The sequence below is a fragment of the Streptomyces sp. NPDC015032 genome (assembly GCF_043080425.1).
GTDB lineage: Bacteria > Actinomycetota > Actinomycetes > Streptomycetales > Streptomycetaceae > Streptomyces.
In genome coordinates this window covers 41610-65838 of record NZ_JBIBVN010000026.1, presented here as the reverse complement: position 1 = coordinate 65838, position 24229 = coordinate 41610, and the positions used below count along the sequence as shown (strand labels likewise).

The following is a 24229-nucleotide window of genomic DNA, read 5'->3' as shown; positions in this document are numbered from 1 at the left end:
CCGGAGGCCGGCGGCTGATCAGTCGGCGATGTGCACGGTGACGTACATGTCCCCCGGGGCGCCACCATGCTTGCAGGGGCCGCCGAGTTCGCGGATCCGGAGCTCGTGGCATCCCTGGCACCGTCTGCCGAATCCCGTCGGCGGGCTTCCCTTTCTGCTGGTCGTGCAAAGCCTTTGAGACGGCGGCCGGCTGGAGCGTAGGCGCCGTCTGCAGCCCACAGCGCGCAGCGGCCACGGCCAGTCCCCGCACAGGATGGGCCGACATGGTTGGACGCGACGACGCCGACACGCTCACGGTGGCCACCGCTTGAGACCGGACAGAGGGCTCTGGACAGCAGCGCAGCCAGATCTGAGGACCTCAGCTCCCAACCGAGCAGGCCCTACATGCCGGTCCGGACGGTGTTTCGAGGAACCCCACAGCCAGCCCCCGGCCACGGCAATGCCGGAGCGCCTGCGTCCAGTCACGTGCGCGAGCCCGCCATGCGGTGTTGTCGCTGTTGGGACATGTCGCAACAGCGACACCAGGATGCCGTGACAGCCCTTCCGGCTCTGCCGGATTCTTTCGGACAGCGTGTATCCAGTCGTGTCGAAAGAAGGGTTGGAAAAATGAGACGTGCCCGCCTCTTGGCGGCAGCACCGACCGCTTTGCTGCTGACCGCGGGTGCCGTGGCGCCGGTCTCCGCCGATTCCCCGGCGCCGGGCGGCCCTGTCCGCTCGGCCCCGGCGGAACCGGGAGCCACGGTGCGGCTGATCACGGGTGACCGGGTGACCGTCAGTGCCGGTCCCGACGGCAAGCAGGTCGCCTCTGTTCAACCGGGTCCCGGCCGCAAGAACATCGTCTTCCGGACCACGGAGGAGGACGGCGCCCTGTCCGTCCTGCCGTCCGACGCCATCGCCCCGCTCTTCTCCGGAAAACTCGACCGGCGGCTCTTCGACGTGACCGGGCTCCTCGCGCAGGGGTACGACGAGGCGCACACCGACGCCCTCCCGCTGATCGTCTCCCGGCCGCACGGCGAACCGCTCTCCGCCCTCGGCTCCTTGTCCGCGCTGAACGACGACTCGGCCCCCACGCGCCGGCTGGACAGCATCAACGCCCGTTCGCTGCACATCGGCGACAAGGACCTCGGCCGTTTCTGGAAGCAACTCGCCCACGGCTCGGGCAAGTCGCCCTCCATCCTCGACGCCACCGCCGCCACCGTATGGCTGGACGGGCGGGTGAGCCCGACGCTCGACCGGAGCACGGCGCAGATCAACGCGCCGGCCGCGTGGGACGCCGGCTACCAGGGCCAGGGTGTCAAGGTCGCCGTTCTGGACACCGGCGCGGACCTCGACCACCCGGATCTGGCCGGTCGGGCCACGGCCACGAAGGACTTCTCCGGCAGCACCGGGACCAATGACGCCTTCGGACACGGCACCCATGTCGCGTCCACGGTCGGCGGCACCGGAGCCGCCTCGGACGGCAGGCGCAAGGGCGTGGCGCCCCGGTCCGAGCTGATGATCGGCAAGGTCCTCGGGGACGACGGCTACGGCAGCGAGTCCACCGTGATCGACGGCATGGAATGGGCGGCGGCCGGCGGTGCCCGGGTCGTCAACATGAGCCTGGGCTCGGACGCGCCCAGCGACGGCACCGACCCGATGAGCCTCGCGGTGAACGGGCTGACGAAGAGCAGCGGCGCCCTGTTCGTGGTGGCCGCCGGGAACAACGGCGAGCAGGGGAGCCAGACCATCGGTTCGCCCGGAGCGGCCGACGCGGCGCTCACCGTGGGTGCTGTCGACCGCGACGACTCGCTGGCCCCCTTCTCCAGCCGCGGGCCGCGCCCGACCGACAGGGTGGCCAAGCCCGACGTCACCGCGCCCGGTGTCGGCATCGTGGCCGCCCGTGCCGCGGGGACCACCATGGGCGACCCGGTGGACGGCGACTACATCGCGTCCTCCGGAACGTCCATGGCCACCCCTCATGTCGCCGGGGCCGCGGCGCTGCTCGCCCAGCAGCATCCGGACTGGGACGCCGTGCGTCTCAAGGACGCGCTGGTGAGCACCGCCCACCTGGTGTCCGGCCAGCAGGTGACCGAGCAGGGCGGCGGCCGCGTCGACCTGGCGGCCGCGGCCTTCGGACCGGTCACCGCGACCGGTGCCGTGGCGCTCGGCTCCTTCGTGACGGGCGGCACCACCGAGCGGGCCGGGAACACCACCGTCCGGTACACCAACACCTCCGACTCCGAGCTCACCCTCGGCCTGACGCTCCGGCTCGCCACCACCGGCGGGCGCGAGATCGCGAAGGGCGCGGTGCGGCTCGGCACCGATTCGGTCCGTATCGCCCCCTCTGCCACGGCCGAGGTGTCCCTGCGGGTCGATCCCTCGCTCCTCGAACGGGGCGACTACTACGGATACGTGAACGCCTCCACCGCCGACGGCAGGACGAGCGTCCACACCACGGTGGGCCTTTCGGTCCACGGTCCCAAGCACCGGATCACCGTGAACGTCATCGACCGCGAGGGGAAGCCCGTCGACGACCTGCCGACGATCTGGGGTGCCGACGGGTTCGAGAGCTACCTCAGTACCAGTCCGGCCGTCGCCGAGGTCGAGGAGGGCACCTACCAGCTCAGCCACTCCTCGCTGGACAACGCGGCGGACGGCCAGGAGCTGCACGAGGTCGTCCTGCCCGAGGTGAAGGTCACCAAGGACATGTCCGTCACTCTGGACGCGCGCAAGACCACCGAGGTGGAGATCCGCACGCCCCGGCCCGCCGAACAGCGCGGCATCATCAGCTATCAGACGTATCGTCAGCTGGACGGCCATGGCCTGACCCAGGGCACGATGTACTTCGACGTGGCCAAGCGGCTCTACGTCAGCCCCACGGCGAAGGTCACCGAGGGGCGTTTCGAGTTCGCCTCCCGCTGGCAACTCGTCGCTCCGTTGCTGAAGGCGGAAGTCCCCGGATCACCGCTCGCCGTCAGCCCGTACTACACGCACAACTCCCCGCTGTTCAGCCCGAAGGGCACCCGGCTGACCGCGGTCGACGCGGGAACCCACTCCGCCCCCGATCTGCGCCGCGTCCGCGGCAAACTCGCGGTCGTCAGGAGCGACGGCACCGACGCGACGGAACTCGCCCGGGCGGCGGCCGACGCCGGTGCAGGCGGCCTCATGCTCGTCCATCCCCCGGACAGCTACCCCTGGAGCCGTTGGACCCCGGACGGCGAGCGCCTCCCCCTGCCCACCATGAGGGTGAGCGCGGCCGAGGGCGGCGCCCTGCTGGAACGCGTCGAGCGCCGCAGGACCGCGGTGGCATTCTCCGGCACCGCCAGGAGCCCGTACCTGTACGACGTGATGCAGGTGTCCACGGACCGCGTCCCCGAACGCGTCGTGCACACCGTCTCGGACCGCAACAGTGCCGTCGTCGAGTCCACGTACACCGAGAGCGGCGGCATTCCCTGGGCGAGTGAACAGCGCTTCGGCAGCCGCCCCTACCAGAACTTCTTCTGGAATCAGTACAGCCGGTACGTACCCACCGGGGCACGACGCACCGAGTACGTCAGCGCCGACGACACCCAGTGGCTGCATGTGGTGAACGACGGGCTCGTCTTCTACGTCGACACGCCCCTGACGGTCGGCATGCGCGACTTCATGCGGACCTACCGGCCCGGCAGGCAGCCTGCCGAGAACTGGTTCGGGGCCGTGGTACGGCCGTCCGTCCCGCGCGGGACCACGACACCGTCCGTACGCTCCCGCGACGTTCTCGCGCTCCGTGTCCCCGAGTTCAACGACTCCCATGCGGGTCACTGGTCGCAGGCCCTGACCGGCGGTTTCGGCACGGCCGACGAGGGGGCCGAGGGCGACACCGTCTCCGTCGCCCTGTTCCGTGACGGCAAGAGGATTGCCGACGCCACGGATGCCTGGGAGGACTTCGAGGTGGCGCCCGGGAAGGCCGACTACCGGCTGGACCTGTCGGCCTCCCGTGTCTCCCCCGAGTGGAAGTTCGGCACACGGACGCAGACCTCCTGGTCCTTCCGCTCGGACACCACCACCGGGAAGACGGTGCTCCCGCTGCTCCAGCTCGACTACGACGTGCCGGTCGATGCACACAACACCGTGACCGCGCGGCGCGGCCACACGATCGGCCTGGCCGTCCGCAACCAGGACGGTCTGGCCGCACCACGCGGCGTCTCCGTCCAGGTCGCGGTCTCCTACGACGACGGCAGGACCTGGACGAAGGAGGTCAAGGTCCGGGACCACGGCCGAAACCACTTCACCGCCGCCGTCGGACGGCCGGGCCGGACCCACACCGACACGTTCGTGACGCTGCGGGTCACGGCGACCGACGAGGCCGGGAACAAGGTCCAGCAGACCGTGGAACGCGCGTACATGATCGGCAGGTAGGCCGGGCGCAGGCCCCGGGGAACCGAAGATGCGGCGGGCACGGAAATGGTCAATCCTCTGTGTCCGCCGCTTTCCCCTTCCGCCCCGGACATGTCCGGGGCGTATAGTGCGGTTGCCCACCGGCGGTTGTCCCCGGCAAGTCCCTGTCGCCGGGCGCTTCCACCAGGCCGTTCCGTGGCGTGCCGCACGTTCGGCAGGAGGCGGAAAGGATCACGATGCTGGAAGCAGTGGGGCTCACCCCGGCCGAGGAAACCGTGTACCGGCTTCTCGTCACCCTGCTCACCGCCTCGGCGGACGAAATCGTGGAGCAGTCCGGTCTGGCGGCGGCGGAGGTCGAGCAGGTCTTGGCGGCGCTCACGGCGAAGGGGCTGGTCAGCGCGACGGACCGGGCACCCCGCAGTTTCGCGGCCACTCCCCCGGACGTCGCCCTGCTTCCGCATCTCCAGAAGCAGTCCGACGCCCTGGACCACGCCCGTGTAGCGGTCACCGATCTGCTGGAGACCTACCGGCGCACCCGGCGCCGCCGGGACCCCGACCAGCTCATCGAAGTGATCACCGGTGCCAAGGCGTTGCGCCAGCACCTGCGCCGGATACAGGACGACACGCGTCACGAGATGTTGTGGTTCTGCAAGGCCCAGTACGTGGCCATGCCCTCGGGGAGCAACGAGGCCGAGTACGACGCCCTGGCGCGCGGGGTGCGCTACCGCGTCCTGTACGAGCGGGCGTTCTTCGACGACTCGGGCGCCGTCGGCAACGTGGTGCGGGGCATGCGGGCGGGAGAGACGGCCCGCGCGGTCCCGCACCTTCCGCTGCGGCTGGCGGTCGCCGACCGGGCCATCGCCATCTGTCCCCTGGTCCCCGGCGGGCCGAGCGGCAGCACCGAGGAGCCCACCACGGCCCTGGTCCGTGGCAGCAGTCTGCTGGAAGCGCTGGTCGCCCTGTTCGAACGCTACTGGGAGGACGCGGTGCCGCTCCATGTGAGCGAGTCCGGAACGGTCAGCGGCACGGACGGTTCGCCCAGCAACCGCGAACTGTCGGCGATGGACCGTCAGTTGCTGTCGCTCCTCGTCGCAGGTGTCACAGACAAAGCCATAGCCAGTCAGATGCAACTCAGCAGACGGACCGTGCAGCGGCGCGTCCAGTCGATGATGGCCCTCGCGGGCGCCACTACACGGATGCAGCTGGCATGGCAGGCCGCCCGGCGGAACTGGATGTAGCAGCGACGTCGGCGTCTTCCCCGGCGGCTGGGCTGGTCCCGCGGCCACCGCCTGGTACAGGCCCCCTCGCCCCCACCCCACCGCATGAACCCGGCAAACCCAGACCACGCGAACGACCGGCTGGAAGGCACCCCACACCACCCACTCGGCAACCCACCCCGGGCACCGTAGAGCGCCCCGACACCCGAATTGCTTACGTGCTTCCCACCTGGCACTACTTCCTCCGGAAATCAGGTCCCTTCCTCCAGGTATCCACGATCACGGGGAAGCTTCAGTGCGGACCTGCACCCAGGAGGTTTACGTCCGCCGCTGTCCACCGCCACTCCGGCGGCCTGCTCGGCCTGGCCTCCCGGGCTGTTGGTGCTGGGGGTTGAGGAACATCCGTACCGGACCGTGCGCAGAGGCCGGATCGCCGCTGGTGGTCGGCTGACGGGTCGTCGGCGCCAGGGGGCTGGTGAAGCCTTCCCACCGTGCTATATCGCTGAGCGCGACCTGCGGGGACGGTTTCCGCACGCTGCATGAAGCGGCCCCAGTTGTGCCGGCTGTCCAGGTAGCGGCCGTTGTCGTAGCGCACCCTCGCCTCGATCGGCGCGACGTCGTAGCCGAGCTCCACCGCGTACGCGATGGTCTGCGTCGCGTACCAGGCCGGCTCCGTCGGCCGCTCGCCGCAAGCCGCGTACACGCCCAGGAGCCGCGCGGCTGGTTGGTTAGTCTGCTGGTATGGGGATCGTCGAGCGGCTGATGCCGGATGAGATGGACCGGCCGATCGGCCTGAAGCGTTCTGGGGTGCTGGAAGTGCACACCGGCCCCGAGGAAGTGCTCGGACGCCGAACCACCCCTTGGGACGAGGTGGCCGCGGGGCTTCTCGCCGCCGATGCGGGTCGGTGAATCGGTTCATGTGGTCGGCGCCGGACGGTCTCTTCGCAGGACACGCATGGGTCCTTGCTGTCCTTGCGGCGGTCTCCGTGCTGGTCGTGCTCCATCTCCTGGCCGTGCGCCGAACCGCTGGACCCTCCCTCGTGGGAGCGGTCATCGCCACGCTGGCCGCCGCCGGAGTCGCCGCTGCCCGCGGTCAGCCGCTGCACTATGTGGCAGGGGTCGTGCTGATGGCCGGCGGCGGGGTGGCGATCGCGTGGGCGACGGGCCGGTCACGCCGGCACAGGTTGGCTCATCGGTCCGCGCTTGCCGACTACGAGGCCGGCACCGTGGCAGTCCCCCTGTTCGCGGCGCTCGCCGAACGGGACCGGCTGGCAGCAGAGCTGCACGATGTGGCCGCGCACCGGCTGACCGGGGTCGTGGTGTCCGCGGGCGCCGCGCTCCGGCTCACCGACCAGGAACAGACCGGTGCTGCACTGCGGCACGCCGGCGAGGCGGGCCGGCAGGCCGTTCGCGAACTGGAGCGTCTCACCGGGCTGGGCGAGTACGCGGCCCTCGCCACCTTCGCCCATATCGACGCGCTGGCTGCCGCGCACGCAGTGGATTACCAGCGCACGGTGGACAAGGCGCCGGCCAGCAGTACGGAGGCGGCATACCGGGTTGTCCGAGAGGCGTTGACCAACGCAGCCCGGTACGCAGGCGGTGCGGTGGTGCGTGTCCGGGTCGAGGAGGCCTTTGACCGGGATGAGCCCCCGGAGGTCAGCAGGACGGCCTATGGCGATCCCCGGCTCATCGTCACCATCACGGACGACGGCGGTACGGCTGTCGAGCCGGGCCTCGGGACCGGCCACGGCCTCGCGGGGCTGGCGGCCACGGTCACCGCGGCGGGCGGGACGCTCTCTGCTGGACCGGTAGGGCAGGACAGCCAAAGGGGTACCGGCTGGATTGTTCGGGCGCAACTGCCCGCGGCGGCAGCACCTCACATCCGCCGGTGGCCCCTCTGGCGCGGGATGGTTGCGCTCGACTATGCGCTGGTGGTCCTGGCAATCGCGCTCTCGCTCGGTGCGAGCCTGCTGTCAGCCGACGTACCGGATTCCTTCGGCGGCGTGCTGCCTGCGGTGCCGACGGTCGTGCTGTCGGGCCTGCACGCCGTGCCGCTGGGCTGGCGCTCGCGTGCACCCGGACGCGCGCTCGCGGCGGTGCTGCTCGCCCTGGTGCTGTGGCTGGCCTGCGACCGGCCGGCTGGACACAGCCGCCGGTGAGCGACATCTTCCTGGTATACGGGTGGGTCGAGCTGACGCTCGCGTACAGCGCCGGGGTGTATCTGCCGTTCCGACGGGGTCTGTTCGCGCCGCTCGCCGTCGCCGCCGTGGGCGGCCTCGCACTGGCGAGCGGCAAAGGTATCACCGGCAGCCGTGTGGCGGCCTGGGTCGTGCTGACGTGCATGCTGGCCCTCCCAGCCTTCGCCGTCTGGTCGTGGGGGCGCCGGACCGCCCGGCGTCGCGACCGGCTGCGGGCTGCCGACGCCCGGCAGCGGGCACTGCTCGATGGGGACGCCGACGCCGCGGTGCACGAGCAACGTCTGCGGTTCGCCGCCGGGCTGCGGGGAACGGCGCTCCGGCACGCGCAGGCGGTGGTCGCCGCAGCCGAGGCGGGGAACCTGCGGACCGTACGCGAGGAAGCCCATGCCGGCCTCACCGCTCTGCGGGGGCTGCTGTCTGGGCTACGCGGACGGGACAGCGACGACGTGAGTGACGGGGAAGACGCCCCGCCCCCTACTGCTTCCGGGATCGCCGCATTGGCCAGGCGGTACGGCGGCGCCGTCCAATACATCGGCCCCCGCCATCCGCTGCCCGCAGCCGTGGAGGTCTTCGCATACCGGATCGCCTCCACGCTCATGGCCGTGGGCGTTACTCTCACCGTGCGCAGAGTCCACGACGGGGTGGAGGTCTCCGGTCCAGCGCCCGCCGTTCCGGGGGTGGAGCGGCAGCTGCGCGCAGTTGCGGACGCCGCTGGCGGTACCCTCTCCACGACCGACCGCGGTGCGGTACGAGTGTGGCTGCCGGAGGTCTTCCCATCGCAATCAGAGTGACCGTCGCGGACGATCAGGCCGTCGTACGGGCCGGGATCGCGGCGATTCTCGACGCAGAGCCCGACCTATGCGTGGTCGGGCAGGCCGCAGACGGCGACACGGCGGTCGAACTCGCGCTGTCATCACGGCCGGACGTCGCGCTGATGGACATCCGGATGCCGGGAATCGGGGGCCTCGCGGCAACCGCAAGGATCAACGAACGGATCCCTGAAACCCGCGTACTGGTGCTCACCACCTTCGATCTCGACGAGTATCTGTTCGCCGCGCTGCGCGCCGGAGCCGCCGGCTTCCTGCTCAAGGACGCCGAACCGGAGCGGGTAATCGACGCGGTGCGGGTGATCTACGGGGGAGCCGCGCTGCTCGATCCGGCGGTGACCCGCAGGCTCATCGACCAATTCGCCGACGCGCCCGGCCCACTCGACAGGGCACGGCTCGACCGGCTCACTCCGCGCGAGACCGAGGTCCTCCGGCAGGTCGCGCGTGGGCTGTCCAATTCGGAAATCGCGGCAGTGCTGGGGGTGAGCCCGCCCACCGTGAAGGACCACGTCTCCGTCCTCCTCGGCAAGCTCGGGGTACGCGACCGGGTGCAGGCGACGATCGCCGCATATGAGACGGGGCTGATCCGCCCCGGCAGCCGCTGACACCCCCGCCGCGGGGCGGGGGTGTCACCCCGCCGCAGGGCGGTCGGCGCATGCTGCCAGACCATCCCGGAGCCGGACGGATCACCCGCGCCGTCTACGTAGCCTCGAACGTATGTCACCCACACTTCCCCGCCGTATCACTGGCGGTGCCCTTCTGCTCCTGGCGATACCACTGACCCCTGTCGTCGCAACGGCCGGCTTCCTCGCCGCAGCGTTCGTCACCACGAGCGTGCCGGCCCTGGTCCTCACGGCTCTCGCCTCCAGCGCTCTGGCCGGCGGGCTGCTGGGCCGCGCGGCGTTCGCCCTGCTCGGCCTCGAACGCCGCCCGGGCCTGCGGGCAGCCGTGTTCCTCGCGGTCGGAGTGACCGTGGCCGTCGCCGTCCTCGCCAGCGTCACCATTTTCCGTCCGATGGCCACCACCACGGCAGCGCCCGCCCCACCTGGCGTCAAATTCTGGAATCTGCCGACTGGATCGCGCATCGCCTATGTCCACGCCTCCGCCGCCGGTAAGGCCAGGCCGACGCCGGTGATCTTCCTGCACGGCGGGCCGGGCACGCCCGGCGAGGGCATCCCCACCGGCGGCCGTGAACTCGCGGCGGACGGCTTCGACGTCTACTCCTACGACCAGCTCGGCGGCGGCCGGTCCACCAGGCTGCGGGACATTACCGGGTACACCGTCGCCCGCCAGGTCGCCGATCTCGAAGCAATCCGGCGCACGCTCGACGCTGACCGGATCATCCTCGTCGGCCAGTCATGGGGAGGATCACTTGCCGCCCAGTACCTGGCGGCCCACAGCAAGCACGTGGCCAAAGCAGTGTTCACCTCACCAGGCGCACTGTGGGGCCGCGAATACCCCGGCTCCACAGCCGGGGAACCCTGGAACCGGCTCGCTCCGGCCCAAAAAGCACAGCTCGACCGGCTGAACAGCACACCCCGGCTGCTCGCGGCGAGCTTGCTGCTTCAGGTCAACCCCGGCGCAGCACACGCACTGGTCGGCGACCGCGAGGCCGACCACTGGCTGCACGAAGTCGCCCTGCAGGGAAAGGACAGCGCCTCGTGCAAGGGCGCGCTGCCCGCCAAGGAGCACAACAATCCCCAGGGCTTCTACAGCAACCAGATGACCCGCAAGGACTTTGAGCAGCTTTCCGACCCTCGGCCGAGTCTGCGCACCGCGCACGTCCCCTCTCTGATCACGCGAGGGGAATGCGACTTCATCAAACCCGTCGTGACCGCTGAGTACCAGCGCGCCCTCCCGGACTCCAAGCTCGTGACCGTCAAGCGAGCCGGTCACTCCATCTCACGCGGGCAGCCACGTCTCTACACTGCGTTGCTGCGATCCTTCCTTCTGGGCAAACCACTGCCGGTGGGCAGCGACGTGAGGACCTCGGAAAGGGGGTGAGCCTCCACTAGTTCGCTGATCTGGGCCTCCATGGCCCGCCGTTGTTCGTGGACGGCCGTGAGCGAGCGGGCCGGGGACAGGATGACCACATATCTTCCACGTTCCATCAGCTGACCAGCGGCGATGCCGTTGATAGACCGTCTCTCACGGCCCATGGAGCCATCCTGCCCCCAACACCCCGCCCACGTCCGGGGAGCCGAGAAACAGTGCCTGGGTGGCAGGGTTGGTGCGGGGCTGCGGCCGATGGCGCGCGACTGAGACTGCGGGCCCCGGAGCCGATGCTTCGGGGCCCGCAGTCCGACACCGTCGCTCTCAGCCGATTGGAGTGCTGTTTCTTCCTGCACCCACAGCAGCTCATATGCCATATTCCGCCTATACCCCCGAAGAAAGGCATGGCATGAGGTTCGCAGTCATCGGCGGCACCGGGCTGATCGGGTCACAGGTCGTCAAGAATCTGAACGCCGACGGGCACGAGGCGGTACCGCACTCGCAGTCCACCGGAGTCGACGTCATCAGCGGCCAAGGGCTGGACGATGCGGTGGCGGGAGCCGATACCGTCATCAACCTGACGAATTCCCCGACCTTCGACGAAGCCTCCCGGGCCTTCTTCCAGACCTCGATGGACAACCTTCTGGCCGCAGCCCACAAGGGCGGCGCCGGTCACTTCGTCATCCTCTCGATCGTCGGTGCGGACCAGGTGCCGGAGCTGGACTACTACCGCGCCAAGGTCCTCCAGGAAGACATCCTCGCGGCCGGGCCGATCCCCTACTCGATCGTCCGAGCGACACAGTTCATGGAGTTCATGGACGCCGTCCTGTCCTGGACCGCCGACGGCGACACCGTCCGGCTGCCCGCCACCCCGATCCAGCCGATCGCCTCCAAAGACGTGGCCAGCGCGGTTGCGAAGGTCGCCGCGGGCGCCCCGCTGAACGGCATTCACAACATCGCCGGACCCGAGATCTTCTCCCTGGACGAGCTGGGCCGGGCCACCCTGTCCCGCAAGGGTGACAACCGTGCCGTCGTCACCGACCCCACTGCCGGCATGTTCGCCGTTGTCAAGGGAGATGTCCTCACCGACAAGGACGCCCACCTCGCCCCCACCCGTTACACCGACTGGCTCTCCTGACTCGCTCACACCCTTTCCAACGCGCAGACCGCAAGGAGCGGGCGGCCGGCCCGTTGTGGGAGATGACAAGAACTCAGCAGGGCGGTCGACGCCTGCGCAGGACACCCGACCCGCGCTCTTCACTCAACCCGTCCGCACCATGGTCCGGGAAACGCCTGCGCCGGTTGCGGACCGAGTCCGGAACAGTCCCCGGACGGCTCGACTTTTCCGCGATTGCGTGCCCCTCGGCACGCTCTCACACGATCCGCGACCGCAAGGCCGGCGCCAGATCCGCACACCGCCGACGGGTCCACCCCTCAAGCAGTGAAGCGCTGCGGGATCGGTGGAGTGAAGAGGTCCTGGGCCCGGCCCACTCCCGAACACCAGCTGATCGCGTTCCTCCCCGACCCGGTGGACGACGCCCACAGAGGCGTTGCCGGCAATCGCCGACCTGCCGGAGAAGGCTCGGGAGAAGAGGGCCGCTCCTGCCGCTACTCATCGGTGCTGTCGGCAGAAGGTGAAACGGCCTTGGATGCGCCGCGGAACTGGTCGGTGGCATGCTCGTCCGGCTGTTTGTCAGGAGGTGTTGAGCCCGGTGGGCGCGGGAGACGGATGGGGCGCCCGTGCGTTGGTGATCCGGGGAGGCCCCTGGCCGGGCTCACCGGCCAGGGGCCTGCGGCATCATCCACACAGCACTCCGAATGCCTGCAGGGCACGTTGACACGCCCCGTCCTTCCTGTTCGTCAGCCGGTCAGTGGCTCGCCACGGCGAAAGGGCCGCCACCGAAGGCGAAGTGGGCGAACCGTTCGCCGATGCGCTGGTGGGTCGCGGAGTCCGGGTGCAGGCCGTCGGGCAGCGGCAGCTCGACGTGGTCGGCCTCGCCATAGAGGTCGAGACCATGGAGGTAGTGCAGGTTCGGATCGGTGGCGGCACGCTGCTGGACGATGCGGGCCAGCTCATCCCTGATCACGGTGAGGGTCAGTTTCCCGGCGGCGATCTGCGCGGGATCGCCTGCTGCCACGAACCGCAGCCGCCCCTCACTCATCGCGCTGAGGTCCGGAGCGCTGGGCCCGGGCGTGTTCTCGTGGATAGCGCAGTAGATGGGCGAGACGACCAGCAACGGGGTGGTGGGGTGGCCGTCGCGGATGGTGTCGAGGAAACCGTGGACGGCCGGACCGAACGCGCGCAGCCGCATCAGATCGGCGTTGACGACGTTGATGCCGATCTTGACGCTGATCATGTCGGCGGGGGTGTCGCGCATGGTGCGGGCGGTGAACGGGTCGAGCAGAGCGCTGCCGCCGAATCCCATGTTGACCAGCTCCACCTTGCCCAGAGCGGCGGCCAGGGCGGGCCAGATCCCGGTTGGGGTGGCAGCGTTGGAGCCGTGACTGATCGAACTTCCGTGGTGCAGCCAGACCTTGCGCCCGCTGGGCGGTGGTGTGTGGACAGGGGCGTTGGTGCGCAGGACGGCCAGCTGGGTGGTCTCGTCGTGCGGCAGCCAGATCTCGACGTCCTTCTCGTCGTCCGGAAGGTCGGTGAAACGCAGGGTCTCCACCGGCCCGGGAAGGGATTGCGCGGTTCCGGAGGCCATGTCGATGGTGAGCGTGTCACCCTCGGCCGCACTGGCCTGGCCCGCGATCCGCCCATCGACGAGGAGCTCGTACACCCCGTCGGGGCGTCGTGGTGCTCCGACGTAGACCCGTTTGGTGGCCACGACGTCCAGCTCGACGGCGGTGGCCCGGGTACGGAAGGCCAGCCGCACTCCGGAGGGCTGCGACTCCGCCATGGCCAGCTGGCCGTCGGGGATCTGCTGCCGGGCGCGCGCGGGCAACCGGTGGGGCAGTACACCGCGTTCGGTGCGCTCCACGTCGAGGGCGCCACGCAGGAGGCCGGCGGTGATGGGAGTGGTGGTCCAGTCGTGTTCGGTGTTCATCTCGTCGGTCTCTTCGATCAGGAGGGTCAGTTGGCAGAGGCAGCCGGAAGGGTTGGTCAGGAGGCGGTGGGCCAGGTGCGCAGCAGGGCGTCGAGCGAGTTGAGGATCTCGTTCCAACTCTCCTGCGAGTCAGGACTGCTGTGGTTGAAACCACCGGCGGCCTCCAGGCCGACGTAGCCGCTGAAGACACTGCCCAGCAGCCGCACCGCGTGCGTCTGGTGCGGTTCGGCCAGGTTGTATTCGCGCAGGATCGCCCTGGTCATCTGGGCGTGCCGAACACCGGCGCTGGCGGCCGCTGTCTGCGGGTCGAGCCGGAACTGGGCTGCGGCGAAGCGTCCTGGGTGCTTGAGCACGTAGTCACGGTAGACGTTCGCGAAAGCGGTCAGGGCGTCTCTACCGGCCCGTCCGGCCACCGCGGCGGAAACCTGGTCGGCGAGCTCCTCCAAGGCGAGCAGAGCGATCTTGGTCTTGAGGTCGTGGGCGTTCTTCACGTGCGAGTACAGGCTCGCGGTCTTGACACCGAACCGCCGGGCAAGTTCCGCGGGGGTCGCCTGCTCGAAGCCGACCTCGTCGGCCAGCTCCGCCCCTGCCCGGACCAGGCGCTCCGTAGTCAGTCCTACCCGTCCGACCCGTGCCATACCCATCCTCCGAATCGCTCCTCATTCTTGGCATCAATGATTGTGCACTTACCTAATCATGTTAGGCAAATTAGCGTGTCAGTCGTGAAGCCACTGACCGAGCAAGAGATTCGTACCGCGTTTGTGAACTGCACCAGGGGCGAGGCCGAGCGGCTGTCTGTTCCCCGTGACCTGACCGAGCACCCCTGGGACGACGTGGACTTCCTGGGCTGGCGAGATCCCCAGGCTCCCGACCGGGCCTACCTCATGACTGAGCTGGACGGCCGCCCGGTCGCCGTCCGGCTGCGCCCCTCCGGGGCGCCTCGTGGCAGATGCGGCGCAGCATGTAAGTCCTCAAGCACCCCGTTGTCGTCATGGTCGAGGCCGTGGGCACCCGGGTTGCGCAGCGGGCACAGGCCCTCGGGGGCGGAGACGATGACGGTGTGGCCGCCCAGGCCGGCGCCCAGGCCTCCTGCCGGGAGAGTGCCAGGGCGGCGGCCAGACCCAGGCCCCGATGCAGGTACAGGTACAGGACGGTGATGCCCGGCACCACAGCCAGTCGCTCCGCCATACCTGGCCGCACGCGATCGGCTGCGACGAGGACGCGGGCAGCGGCGCCGTGAAAGTCGTCTCGGCGCCCATATGGCACGGGAGCACGCCCATGAGCAGCCCGAGGACGAGGCGGCGTAGCCAGTGTCCGGACCGTCGCAGATATCCCGACTGGACAGACTCCGGGTCGCCCGGGAGTACCTCGCGTACCAGCTGCAGCGGATGGACCAGGCCGTCCGGAACCTGGAGGCCGAAGAAAAAACAGGAGCGGCACCGTGCCGAGCAGGCACGCATCGACAAGGGATGGAAGATCCAGCCCAACCGGGCCGCGGCACCACCGGTCCTCCACCATGGTGGCTGCGCCGCCTACCGGGCCAAGAAACTCGACAGGACCGACACCGTCCCCCGCCGGCCCAGGAAGACCACGAACACAAACCCCTGACCGCACTTTGCGACCGGTGGCAGGGCCAGGAGTCCAGGGCCGAGATCCCCGCGGGTTCGGGGAGACCGAAGGCCCTTCAGCGCGAACCCTCGAGTCCACCTGTGCACGTCGGACCTGAGTATCCGCGGGTTCGGGTGGCACACGAGGATGCTGGGCGATCCGACAGGCTTCGGCGGTGACGTCGGCCCGGGCAGCCTCGGATCACGACGGCCGTCCGCCGAACTGCCAGCTGTGCACCTCGATGTCGGCGTACCCGTCCGGGGTCAGGACAGCGCGTGCTGCGTCCTGGTTCGGCGCCCGGACCAACGCCGCCGTGCCCAGCCAGGCCGCGCCGTCATCGGACAGCAGCGGTCCATAGGCGATCAGCTCATCCCGGTCGGGCGGTACCGTGAGGTCGGCAGCCTGTCCCGTGCCGAGGCCAATCACCAGGTACCGGTTGCCGCCGGTCCGGCCGCCGGGGAATTCCCACATGGTGCGCCCCAGCAGGTTGTGCCACCGTCGCACCAGCACGTCCCGGTACACGCCGGCCTGGTAGCCGGGCTCGTCGAAGGCGAATGCGCGGGCGGCGACGGGATCGGGCAGGTCGACGATGTGACGCTGCCGGTGGGGGTACCGTCGGCGAGGGTCGGACCCCGGGCAATCATCTCCTTCGTGTACCGGTCCATGTAGGACCAATGCTCTTCCAGTAGCTCGTCGCGCAGCGCTACGGAGCCGGGCCGGTCGCGGTGATAGCAGAAAAACTCCATGCCCATCGGATCTCTTCAACGAAGTATCCAAGTCGACCGGGTTTACTGTGATGGCCGCTCGGCAGCCTCGCGCACACAAGCGTCCTCCCGTCCCGCATCGGCACACCGAACGCGTCGACCGACGCCGTCACAGCCCTGAAGCGGCGGTAGATCACCACATGGTTACGGCGCATTCCCGGAACCGGAGAGGAACACGCACTGACCTGCGCCCTCGCCGAGTCGGAGTTCGACGCCAGCGGTTCAGCCTCGGGCAGGTTCGAGGGCCACCCACCCGGGCCGGCCCAGGCCGCCGGCGTTCGGGCAGGCGCACCGACACCTTGAGCGGGTCCTGGTGGAGCGCCTCCTGTGTCTCAGCGACTCCCGACGGGAGCTCTACCGAACCGTGGCCGGGGCGGCTAGTCTCCTTCCGCCCATGCACCGAAGGACCAACAGGAGGGGACAGCATGTCCATTCGCTCTCGGGTCGCAGCCGTAACCACATCTGTCGCACTGGCCGGCGCGGGGATGCTCGGCCTCGCGTCGCCGGCCTCGGCCGGCACCACAGCGCTCATCTGCCCGAGCTATCCACAACTCATCGACGGCAGCGGTGGTCACAAAGGGGCGAGAATCTCCTGCACCGGCGGAACGTCGTTCTTCCTTGCCATCAGATGCGAGACACTGGACGCCAGGCAGTACAGGTATTGGCACTACGGCAACTGGGCTTCTTCCGGCGGCACTTCAACGGTGTGGTGCGACCGCGACGCAAAGATCATCAAAGTTGAGCCTCGCACGGCATGAGCCTTCCTCCGGAGCACCCACCGCAGCCGAGCCACGCGGCTGGTGCTTGCCTGCCCCTTCGTTCTGCCCATCGTCCGGGACGTCTCCGCTGTCGAACGACGTGGTGGAGCTGGTCACACGCCTGACGCGCACCGGGTGGCGCGCCCACGTGGCCAGGGCGTAGGGGCGGCGGTGCAGTGGTCGGCGCATTCCTCGATGGGCACCGCAACAGGCCATGGGTGCAACGCTGTACTACGGATCCGAGCAGCTGGCCCGTGCCGTGGTCGATGTCTTCACCGGCCGCCCACTCGTTCTGCCTCACCAGTGGGTGCAAGACCTGTGGGCCCCGCCCGCCCATGCCGGAATGGGTGCCGGCCCGTTGAACACCCGCCCCGCACAGTCGGTTTCGACGGGCCGCTCCTCGGACTCGTGCGAGCCGGGAACGCTCGGCCGCTCGATAGTGCCTCGGCGTGCCAGTCGGAGGCGTACGAGCACCAGGCGGAGGTTGCCGGCGGCAGCCACGGGGACGGAGCCTCATCGACCTCGCTCCTGTTCGTCTTCGGGGTGACGGCGACGAGGCTTCGCTCGCTGCCCGGGTCGTCGGCGTACCGTTCCGGCCGCCCGGCCGTCCACTTCGAGGACCCGCCGCCCCATGCCTCGGCCGACGAGGCCATATCGTCGGTGTCGGTCTTGCGAGCCTCGGTGACACCGGCCTCTTCGTAGTACAACGGTCCGGGAGCATCTACGCAGCCCAGGAGTGTGAGGTCACGCTCGCCTGACCGCAGTAGTCCGGCGCGCGCAGCGAACCTCCCGCCGCAAAGCTGTGGGCATACGCGCTCCCGACGCTGTGCCGGCGAAAGACGAAGAAGGTTTTCCCTGTGCGTTTGTTCCGATTAGCGCTGTGGGTCGCGGCCCCCGTGGCGGTGTCCCTCATCGCGGCTCCACCCGGGCTGGCGAAGGCCGGTGCCGTCGACGCGACGGCGCCGCCAAGTCCGCCATCCGTGTGGCCGGCCGAATCGGTTCCGGGGCCGGCTGCCGATTCCGCACGGCCGTTCCCGGCGCTGGGAGCAACCTCAGTGGCTATTCCCCGTGGAGCGCCTCGGCCCGCCATCGTGCCGCGTACGCAGTGGCGGGCCGACGAGACCAGGCGTGACCCTCATGCCCACTACGCGGAAAGGGTGACCGCGGTCTTCATTCATCACACCGACACCCCCAACGGCTACGACTGCACGAATGTCCCACGTACCCTGCGCAATCTCTATACGGGCCAGATTCGTGACCTCAAGTGGGGAGACCTCGGCTACAACTTCCTCGTCGACACATGCGGCACCATCTACGAGGGCCGCGCCGGCGGTGCCGACCGCCCCGTCATCGGTTCCCACACCCTCGGCTTCAACCGCAGCACCACCGGGATCGCAGCGATCGGCACCTTCGGACGAGGCACACCCGTACCGCCGGCCATGGAACACGCGATCGCGGCTCTCGCCGCCTGGAAGCTAGGCCTGAGCGGCATCGACCCTGTCGGCAAGGTGCGGCTCACCTCAACGAACGACAAGAGCCGCTACACCAAAGGGACTTCAGCCGAGTTCGACGCCATCTCCGGCCATCGCGACGGCTATACCACCACCTGCCCGGGCGAAGCACTCCTCTCACGGCTCCCCGCAATCCGGCGCCTGGCTGCCGGCCTCCAAGCCCAGTCCTCACAACCGCCCATAGGCATTCGCCTTCCCACCGGCCTGCAGAACCTGGGGTACACCAGCCATTGACCGCCCACCAGGACATGACGCTCCTGACGGTGTGCATACTCCGACGGCCCTGTGTTGAGAGCAGGCGTACGACTGCAGCAGGTTGATTCAAGCCCGCCCGGGTCGCTCGTGGACTTGATCCGCCGGGGTCCACTTCCTCGCACCACAGCCGCGCCCGCCGCCTGCAGACGGACCCGAAGCAGTGAGTTCTGCGGATCTCCCCGGCAGCAGCGTCCTTTCCCACGCCGGACGGTATGAGGATGGCCTCGGAAGCCAGATCTCGGAGAGCTGCGTGGCAGGCAGGGTCGGAGGAGTGGTCATCTGACTCAATGGCACCTTCGGTGCGGGCAGGACCACTACCGCGAAAGAACCGACCTCTCGCGACTCGTGCGGCTTGGGCTCATCCGGCCCGGGCATACGCACAAGCGAGAGAGCAGGGTTCATTGGGACCGCCGACGGACACACAGCGGGCAGCCCTTCGGCGCGTCATGAAAGAGCGGGACCACCCTCCCGGAGAGACTTTCATCATGACCAACACGACGAAAGCCGCCCTTGAGGGCGGCCCCGACGATCTCCCCGAGCGGATCGTCTCCGTCCCCGCACCTGGTGCCGACCTCAAGATCCCGTTCCGAGGCGGGTACGAGCACTTCAAGATCACCACGCGGCACCAGGAAACCCCCGAAGGCTCATTGCCTGTCTACGAATGGTGGGAACGCACGGAAATCCCGGGTTGAGCACCAGTCAGAGGATCAAGCCGATCGCTCCGTCCTGGGCGATGAGATGCGCCATCGTTCCACCCCATTCAGGCGTGACCTGACGGAAGGCCCCCGGATCGGCCGACGTGATCCAGGGGCTTCTGCCCAGTGGCTGACGCCGTACGGACGGAACGCAAGCAGCCGAGCCTCCGGCAGGAGAACACCCCGGGCGCTCCGTCCCGGCACAACCACCGGTCACACTGGAATACCCCGAACAGGCAGACAGCGTGCCGCGGAAGGGCCATCTGCAACGCCGGGCCATGCCGGTCCCGGCACAAGTGCCGAATCCGTCCTGCTGCCCTGCGTGACGGACACTCCGGATCGGGGTCCACGGCGGGGCCTGGCGGGGTTCAGCATGCAGCAGTGGCCAGGAGTTCGGGCAGTTCGCGCATGTCGTTGAACAGGGTGGTGTGCGGTCCTTCGAGGCGCGAGGCCGGCGTGAGACCGCCGCAGTAGCCAAAGGCCGGCATTCCGGCGGCACGGGCCGCCTGAACTCCGTACGCGCTGTCTTCAACCACTACGCACCGCCCCGGGTCCACGCCCATGGAGCGGGCAGCATGCAGGAAGAGGTCGGGGGCGGGCTTGCCTCGGGAGACATCGTCTGCGCTGAAGATGCGTCCCTGGAAGTGGTCGCTCAGCGCGACAATCTCCAGGTTTCGCCCAATGCCTGGGCGGTCGCCGTTCGATGCGACACAGACGGGGGTGGTGATGCCCTTCAGGGCTTCCGTGATGCCGTCGACCGCAGTCAGTTCCGCGTCGAAGGCCGCCCGGTACAGATGCTCGTACTGCTTTTGCCAGCCCTTCTCCAACCGCCGCCCAAGCCGTTCCTCCACAGCAGCCGTGTAGATCTCGGCGGACGAACCCACGAACCGCTCGATGATCTCCGCCTCGGTGAAGGGGCATCCCAAGTCGGCCGTGATCGCCGCGTCTACTTTGACACATATGCGCTCGCTGTCCACCAGCACGCCGTCGCAGTCGAAGATCACCAGTTCAATGGGGTTCGAAGTCATGATCCGCAGCGTAGAGGACCGGCCGGTCGACCCCATGCCACGTCCGGCATGAGCGGGCCGGTGACTGGCGCTCGGCATGAAGACCCCCCTGTTGCCCTATGGTTCGCCCCCACAAAGGTATGGGTGCGGGAGGTGTGGCGGTGCTCTGTCGAAAAACTGTTGGGGCACGGAACCCCGGCCCGATTCCGGCGGGCCGGGGTTCTGCGTCAGGCGGATGACTCGGTCACCGGCCCTCGCCGCCCTCGAAGTTGTGCTTGATCACCCGGAAGCTGCCCACCACTCCGTTCTTGACGAACACGCCGCCCCGGACGTGGCCGGGGAAGACGCCATCGCTGGAGCTGCGCGGGCCGACGGTGGCGATGGGGGCGCCGTTGTCGCAGGTGGCACCGCGGAAGACCTCCACGGTGCGGCGGCTGTCGTTGCGGATGTTGAGGCTCTTGGCGCCCAGGCCGCTGACGACGGTGATGCAGCCGCCCGGCCTGGCGGAGTAGGTCCGCTCGTTGATGTGGATACGGCCCTCCTCGCGGTGCCCGCGCTCCTTCTCGAAGCCCCTCTCGTTGCCCTCGCCCTCATTGCCCCCGCCCTCGTAACCCCCGCCCTCATTTCCCTTGCCCTCATTTCCCTTGCCCTCGTTGCCCTTGCCGGCGTCGCCGCCGTTGAGGGCCGAGTCGGCGGCGGGAGCCTGCTGGACGACGGGGGCGGGAGCCGGCTGGACGACGGGTGCGGGAGCCTGCTGGACGACGGGGGCGGCCTGGGGGGGCTCGGAGGTGGCGGCCGAGGCGTAGGTGATGCCGGTGGCGGCCAGGGCCGCGGCGGCCGCGACAGCGGCCGTAACAACGGTGGAACGGGTAGCCATGTCACTTCTCCTGTCTCAGAGAGGCCGGCCGAGCAGCCGACCCGTGATTGAACGTACTGACGGTCCCCATACCTGTCATATCGGACGCATTGGGTGCAGGTACCGGACCACCGATCGAGGTACAGAAGGTACGCCATATGCCATTTCCATATAATCGTAAGAAAAGTCAACTAGCCCTGAAAATGGGCATCTTGAAATCCGGTTAGCCTGTCCAGGCGACTTCCTGAAACCCGCTCACCCCGACGCCAGCGTGTCGTTCATTGACACACCCCGAGCCCCCATCCTGCTCATCGCACGGAGACGACGTCGGAGGTCACCGCACCGATGGACGCTGGCGAGCGGCCCAGTACTCGGCAGCGGTTATACCGAGCAGCACAACGTTGTGGTAGCTGCCGGCGAAGAATTCATGCTGCCGAAGCCGTCCTTCCTCTACAAAGCCCAGCTTGCGGTAGAGGGCGAGGGAGGCGTCGTTGAACGCGTAGACCTCTACTTCACATTTGTTGTAGCGCTGCTCGGCGAACATATAGGTGAGGACCAGTTCGGTGGCCTCGGCCGCATACCCTCTGCGGCGGTGATCGCGGGTGATCTCGATGCCCGTCTTGAATCGCCCGGCTCTGCCGTCGGTCTCTCCGACCGTCACAGCTCCTGCAAACGCGCGGTCGGCCAGCACCTCGATCACCAGACGGAATGCTTCACCTCCTGGCGAACGCCCAGCACGCTCAGCAGTCCAGGAACGAAAACTCTCGTCCGAGCGCGGAAGCTCGACCAGGTCCGCGTTGCGGACGTCGACGGTGTTCTGAGCCAGGTCTCGAAAGCCCTCCCAGTCCTCCGGCTCGACACCCCGCAGACGTATCTGCTCACCGGTCCACATGTCACTCATCGTGCCCACCCCTTCAGTCGGTTGCAGGCACTGTCGGCCATGCACGTCAAACACCACACGCTATCGGCACACGTTGCCGCACCGCGAAGATCCGGAACAACAGCTTGGCGCCCTTCTTGTCCAGGTTCAGGTAGCCGCACTCGTCCGGACGCAGAAGGTCGGCCTTGCTGTAGGGGACAATCGCACTGGACAGACGCTCGGCGGAATCTGCCGCCACCAACTCGTTCACCAAGGACGAAGCGCTCGCGCAACGACGGTCGGGCCCGCTTCGGCCATCACCGTACCGACGCCGACAAGCAGGTGGCCCTTACAGGTGTCGGAGTCGCCCTGCCTTCCTGTACTCAGGAGGGGTTCTTCAGTTCCCCGGCGGCATTCATGGATCGGCAGCCTGTTCCCCGACGTCACGATGACCGGATGCCTCGCGACGGGAGCGCGCATCGTCCCTTGTCCGGGCTGCGCGCCCATCCCGGCCGCCGCGTCCTGATCTGCCGCCAGCCTCCACAGCATGAGCCGTTGCGACGTCCACCTCGTCGCCTTCGGGTTCATCAAGGTCGAAGACGGCCCGCGCGGCATCGACTTCCACCGCCTCGGCCCCGGAGCGTTCCCTCGGGTCGGCGCACGCCGAGAACCGGCGCTCCGGGAAACGTGCCCCACGACTCGGGCCGGACGGCGAGGTGCCGACGGTGCTGTCCTCGGCGAGGTCGCCTCGGCCCATGTCATTCCGCACGCAGGGCGACCAGTACGCCGACTGCCGGCGCTTCCCATGGACGCATGTGGCGCACCTCGATGGCCCCGTCGGCACACCCGCCGCCCTCGGACCCGGCCCTCGAACCCCGTCCACCCGGACGGGCCTGTCGCACGAGAGCGGTGCAACCCTCGTCACAACAGGCCCTCCGCGTTGGACCCGGCCGGAGAGCCGGCCCGGCCGCCCGCGTACCGTCAAGCCGTGTGCAGGGTCAGTCCGTAGCGGTTCAGGATCTCGTTGATCGGCTGGTGCCAGGTTTCGCCGCCGCTGCTGCAATTGCCCCAGCCGCCCGACGTGACGCCCTGGGCCTGGTCGCCGCTGATGAAGGAGCCGCCCGAGTCACCGGGCTCGGCGCAGACACTCGTCTTGGTCATCTGGTGGACGGCGCCCTGGCTGTAGTTCACGGTCTCGTTCGTGGCCAGCACGTTGCCGCAATGCCAGTGGGACGTGGATCCCGAGCGGCAGACGGAGGCACCGACAGGCGCCTCCGCGGAGCCCCGGACCAACTGGTCGGAGACCGTGCCCCAGCCGAGGACCACGGGCACGGTCCACCAGCCGTTACCGACACTGACCCAGGCGTAGTCGTCACCCGGGAAGGACGATCCCTGGAAGTTGCCGATGGCCGAGCCGTCCCATCCGCTGACCGCCGCGCCCGCCTGACCACAGTGTCCTGCCGTGACGAAGCCACCATGGACGGAGAAGCCTATGGAGCATCGGACGTTGCCCGTGTAGTACGGGTCGCCGCCCACGGTCCCGGCGGAGAAAGTGCGGGGCGCCTCGGGTGTCTGCTTGACCACTACGGGGCCGGTCTTACGGGCTCGTTCCACGAACGTGCGGACATCGTTGTCATCTTCTGCCGAGGCGACGACGTTCACGACGACCCGATTGGCCTTCGGGTCGATGTGCCAGCTGCTGATGCCGTCCGGCGCCGGCAACCTGTCGATCCGTGCCTTGGTCGCGTCGAGCTGCCGCGCGCTGTGCTCCACCAGGCGGACGGTCGCACCGAACGCCTCTACGACGTCGGCCTTCTCGACATCGGTGACAGCCACAATGAGTCTGCCCGCGGCCGGGTCGAACCATGAGCCGGCATATGAAGTCCCGGCCGCCTGTCGCGCCTTGTCCTGCACGGACGCTGCCGACTTCTCCGCGGCCAGGCGGGCCCTGGCCTGGCCTTCCGTCAGGCCGAGATCTCTCCGCATGGCGGAGAGCAGACCGGACGAAGCCGGCGCTTCGGCGATATCGGCGCGGGACGCAGTGGACGGTGAGTCCACGGCGCGTACGGAGGCGGCGGCCGAGGCAAGACCTGCAGTCGCCCACGCTCCGACGACCAGAGCGGCTGCCAGGCTCGCATGTAAGGCTGTCATGCGTCTCAAGGGAATGGCCTTTCTATTGTTCCGACATCGCGGGGAGGAACAGCAGGCATCCGAGAGGTCCCATCTGAGAGCGCTCTCAGAATGTGCCGCAACGGACTGTAGCCCAGGGCGTCGAT

At 68.8% G+C, this 24229-nt stretch carries 17 protein-coding genes and 4 pseudogenes; 12 read left to right on the top strand and 9 right to left on the bottom strand.

The window, feature by feature from the left end; genetic code table 11:
* Positions 1–606: 606 nt before the first annotated feature.
* The 7 genes from ACF08M_RS29220 (at position 607) to ACF08M_RS29190 (ending at position 10602) form a co-directional block, all read left to right on the top strand.
* Entirely contained in the window at positions 607–4377 is a 3771-nt protein-coding gene (locus tag ACF08M_RS29220) for a S8 family serine peptidase (protein ID WP_392188250.1), read from the top strand.
* Positions 4378–4592: 215 nt separating this feature from the next.
* Positions 4593–5594 carry a helix-turn-helix domain-containing protein gene (locus ACF08M_RS29215; protein WP_392188249.1) on the top strand — a complete coding sequence of 334 codons (1002 nt, stop codon included), beginning with the start codon at positions 4593–4595 and terminating at the stop codon, positions 5592–5594.
* 720 nt (positions 5595–6314) lie between these two features.
* Positions 6315–6482: a hypothetical protein gene (locus ACF08M_RS29210; RefSeq protein WP_392188248.1), complete on the top strand. Its 168-nt coding sequence runs from the start codon at positions 6315–6317 to the stop codon at positions 6480–6482.
* Positions 6483–6613: 131 nt separating this feature from the next.
* Positions 6614–7732, top strand: coding sequence for a sensor histidine kinase (locus ACF08M_RS29205; RefSeq protein WP_392188247.1), 1119 nt, complete (start codon positions 6614–6616; stop codon positions 7730–7732).
* Complete coding sequence (locus ACF08M_RS29200) at positions 7729–8562, top strand: hypothetical protein (protein WP_392188246.1); 834 nt, start codon at positions 7729–7731, stop codon at positions 8560–8562. The genes ACF08M_RS29205 and ACF08M_RS29200 overlap by 4 nt, the downstream gene beginning before the upstream one ends.
* Positions 8559–9203, top strand: coding sequence for a response regulator (locus tag ACF08M_RS29195; protein ID WP_392188245.1), 645 nt, complete (start codon positions 8559–8561; stop codon positions 9201–9203). Before ACF08M_RS29200 ends, ACF08M_RS29195 begins: the two co-directional genes overlap by 4 nt.
* 112 nt (positions 9204–9315) lie before the next feature.
* The gene (locus ACF08M_RS29190; protein ID WP_392188244.1) at positions 9316–10602 is read left to right on the top strand and encodes an alpha/beta fold hydrolase; all 1287 of its coding nucleotides are present in this window, start codon (positions 9316–9318) and stop codon (positions 10600–10602) included.
* Here ACF08M_RS29190 and ACF08M_RS29185 read toward each other — a convergent pair.
* Positions 10569–10691, bottom strand: a pseudogene (locus tag ACF08M_RS29185) (IS110 family transposase); the annotation flags it as partial. The gene ACF08M_RS29190 and the pseudogene ACF08M_RS29185 overlap by 34 nt on opposite strands.
* 308 nt (positions 10692–10999) lie before the next feature.
* Here ACF08M_RS29185 and ACF08M_RS29180 point away from each other — a divergent pair.
* Positions 11000–11728 (top strand): SDR family oxidoreductase, encoded by a 729-nt coding sequence (locus ACF08M_RS29180; RefSeq protein ID WP_392188243.1) that lies wholly within the window; start codon positions 11000–11002, stop codon positions 11726–11728.
* Positions 11729–12458: 730 nt separating this feature from the next.
* On the opposite strand, the gene ACF08M_RS29175 is transcribed toward ACF08M_RS29180, so the two are convergent.
* Positions 12459–13640, bottom strand: coding sequence for an SGNH/GDSL hydrolase family protein (locus ACF08M_RS29175; protein ID WP_392188242.1), 1182 nt, complete (start codon positions 13638–13640; stop codon positions 12459–12461).
* A gap of 56 nt (positions 13641–13696) precedes the next feature.
* Positions 13697–14278, bottom strand: coding sequence for a TetR/AcrR family transcriptional regulator (locus ACF08M_RS29170; protein WP_392188289.1), 582 nt, complete (start codon positions 14276–14278; stop codon positions 13697–13699).
* A gap of 84 nt (positions 14279–14362) precedes the next feature.
* Between ACF08M_RS29170 and ACF08M_RS29165 the strand changes: the two are divergent.
* A pseudogene (locus ACF08M_RS29165) lies at positions 14363–14604 on the top strand (FBP domain-containing protein); the annotation flags it as partial.
* Positions 14605–15449: 845 nt separating this feature from the next.
* Here the strand turns inward: ACF08M_RS29165 and ACF08M_RS29160 are convergent.
* Positions 15450–15994, bottom strand: a pseudogene (locus ACF08M_RS29160) (YciI family protein).
* Positions 15995–16437: 443 nt separating this feature from the next.
* Between ACF08M_RS29160 and ACF08M_RS29155 the strand changes: the two are divergent.
* The 3 genes from ACF08M_RS29155 (at position 16438) to ACF08M_RS29145 (ending at position 19228) form a co-directional block, all read left to right on the top strand.
* Positions 16438–16770: a hypothetical protein gene (locus ACF08M_RS29155; RefSeq protein WP_392188241.1), complete on the top strand. Its 333-nt coding sequence runs from the start codon at positions 16438–16440 to the stop codon at positions 16768–16770.
* Positions 16771–17927: 1157 nt separating this feature from the next.
* Positions 17928–18515 carry an N-acetylmuramoyl-L-alanine amidase gene (locus tag ACF08M_RS29150; RefSeq protein ID WP_392188240.1) on the top strand — a complete coding sequence of 196 codons (588 nt, stop codon included), beginning with the start codon at positions 17928–17930 and terminating at the stop codon, positions 18513–18515.
* 506 nt (positions 18516–19021) lie between these two features.
* On the top strand, positions 19022–19228 hold the full coding sequence (locus ACF08M_RS29145; protein WP_392188239.1) for a DUF5988 family protein: 207 nt from the start codon (positions 19022–19024) through the stop codon (positions 19226–19228).
* A gap of 371 nt (positions 19229–19599) precedes the next feature.
* Here the strand turns inward: ACF08M_RS29145 and ACF08M_RS29140 are convergent, their stop codons facing one another.
* The 5 genes and pseudogenes from ACF08M_RS29140 to ACF08M_RS29120 form a co-directional block, all read right to left on the bottom strand.
* A complete protein-coding gene (locus ACF08M_RS29140; RefSeq protein WP_392188238.1) occupies positions 19600–20259 on the bottom strand; it encodes an HAD family hydrolase in 660 nt (219 codons plus the stop codon).
* A 223-nt stretch (positions 20260–20482) separates the two neighbouring features.
* Positions 20483–21115 carry a hypothetical protein gene (locus ACF08M_RS29135; RefSeq protein ID WP_392188237.1) on the bottom strand — a complete coding sequence of 211 codons (633 nt, stop codon included), beginning with the start codon at positions 21113–21115 and terminating at the stop codon, positions 20483–20485.
* Positions 21116–21428: 313 nt separating this feature from the next.
* Positions 21429–21995, bottom strand: a complete 567-nt coding sequence (locus ACF08M_RS29130; RefSeq protein ID WP_392188236.1) for a GNAT family N-acetyltransferase — start codon at positions 21993–21995, stop codon at positions 21429–21431.
* 46 nt (positions 21996–22041) lie between these two features.
* Positions 22042–22251: pseudogene (locus ACF08M_RS29125) on the bottom strand (ATP-binding protein); the annotation flags it as partial.
* Positions 22252–22934: 683 nt separating this feature from the next.
* A complete protein-coding gene (locus ACF08M_RS29120) occupies positions 22935–24104 on the bottom strand; it encodes a S1 family peptidase (RefSeq protein ID WP_392188235.1) in 1170 nt (389 codons plus the stop codon).
* Positions 24105–24229: the final 125 nt, after the last annotated feature.

Coding starts and splice junctions, on each gene's coding strand:
- ACF08M_RS29220 (WP_392188250.1), top strand. CDS start 607: ATGAGACGTGCCCGCCTCTTGGCGGCAGCACCGACCGCTTTGCTGCTG.
- ACF08M_RS29215 (WP_392188249.1), top strand. CDS start 4,593: ATGCTGGAAGCAGTGGGGCTCACCCCGGCCGAGGAAACCGTGTACCGG.
- ACF08M_RS29210 (WP_392188248.1), top strand. CDS start 6,315: ATGGGGATCGTCGAGCGGCTGATGCCGGATGAGATGGACCGGCCGATC.
- ACF08M_RS29190 (WP_392188244.1), top strand. CDS start 9,316: ATGTCACCCACACTTCCCCGCCGTATCACTGGCGGTGCCCTTCTGCTC.
- ACF08M_RS29180 (WP_392188243.1), top strand. CDS start 11,000: ATGAGGTTCGCAGTCATCGGCGGCACCGGGCTGATCGGGTCACAGGTC.
- ACF08M_RS29175 (WP_392188242.1), bottom strand. CDS start 13,640: ATGAACACCGAACACGACTGGACCACCACTCCCATCACCGCCGGCCTC.
- ACF08M_RS29170 (WP_392188289.1), bottom strand. CDS start 14,278: ATGGCACGGGTCGGACGGGTAGGACTGACTACGGAGCGCCTGGTCCGG.
- ACF08M_RS29155 (WP_392188241.1), top strand. CDS start 16,438: ATGTCCATTCGCTCTCGGGTCGCAGCCGTAACCACATCTGTCGCACTG.
- ACF08M_RS29145 (WP_392188239.1), top strand. CDS start 19,022: ATGACCAACACGACGAAAGCCGCCCTTGAGGGCGGCCCCGACGATCTC.
- ACF08M_RS29140 (WP_392188238.1), bottom strand. CDS start 20,259: ATGACTTCGAACCCCATTGAACTGGTGATCTTCGACTGCGACGGCGTG.
- ACF08M_RS29135 (WP_392188237.1), bottom strand. CDS start 21,115: ATGGCTACCCGTTCCACCGTTGTTACGGCCGCTGTCGCGGCCGCCGCG.
- ACF08M_RS29130 (WP_392188236.1), bottom strand. CDS start 21,995: ATGAGTGACATGTGGACCGGTGAGCAGATACGTCTGCGGGGTGTCGAG.
- ACF08M_RS29120 (WP_392188235.1), bottom strand. CDS start 24,104: ATGACAGCCTTACATGCGAGCCTGGCAGCCGCTCTGGTCGTCGGAGCG.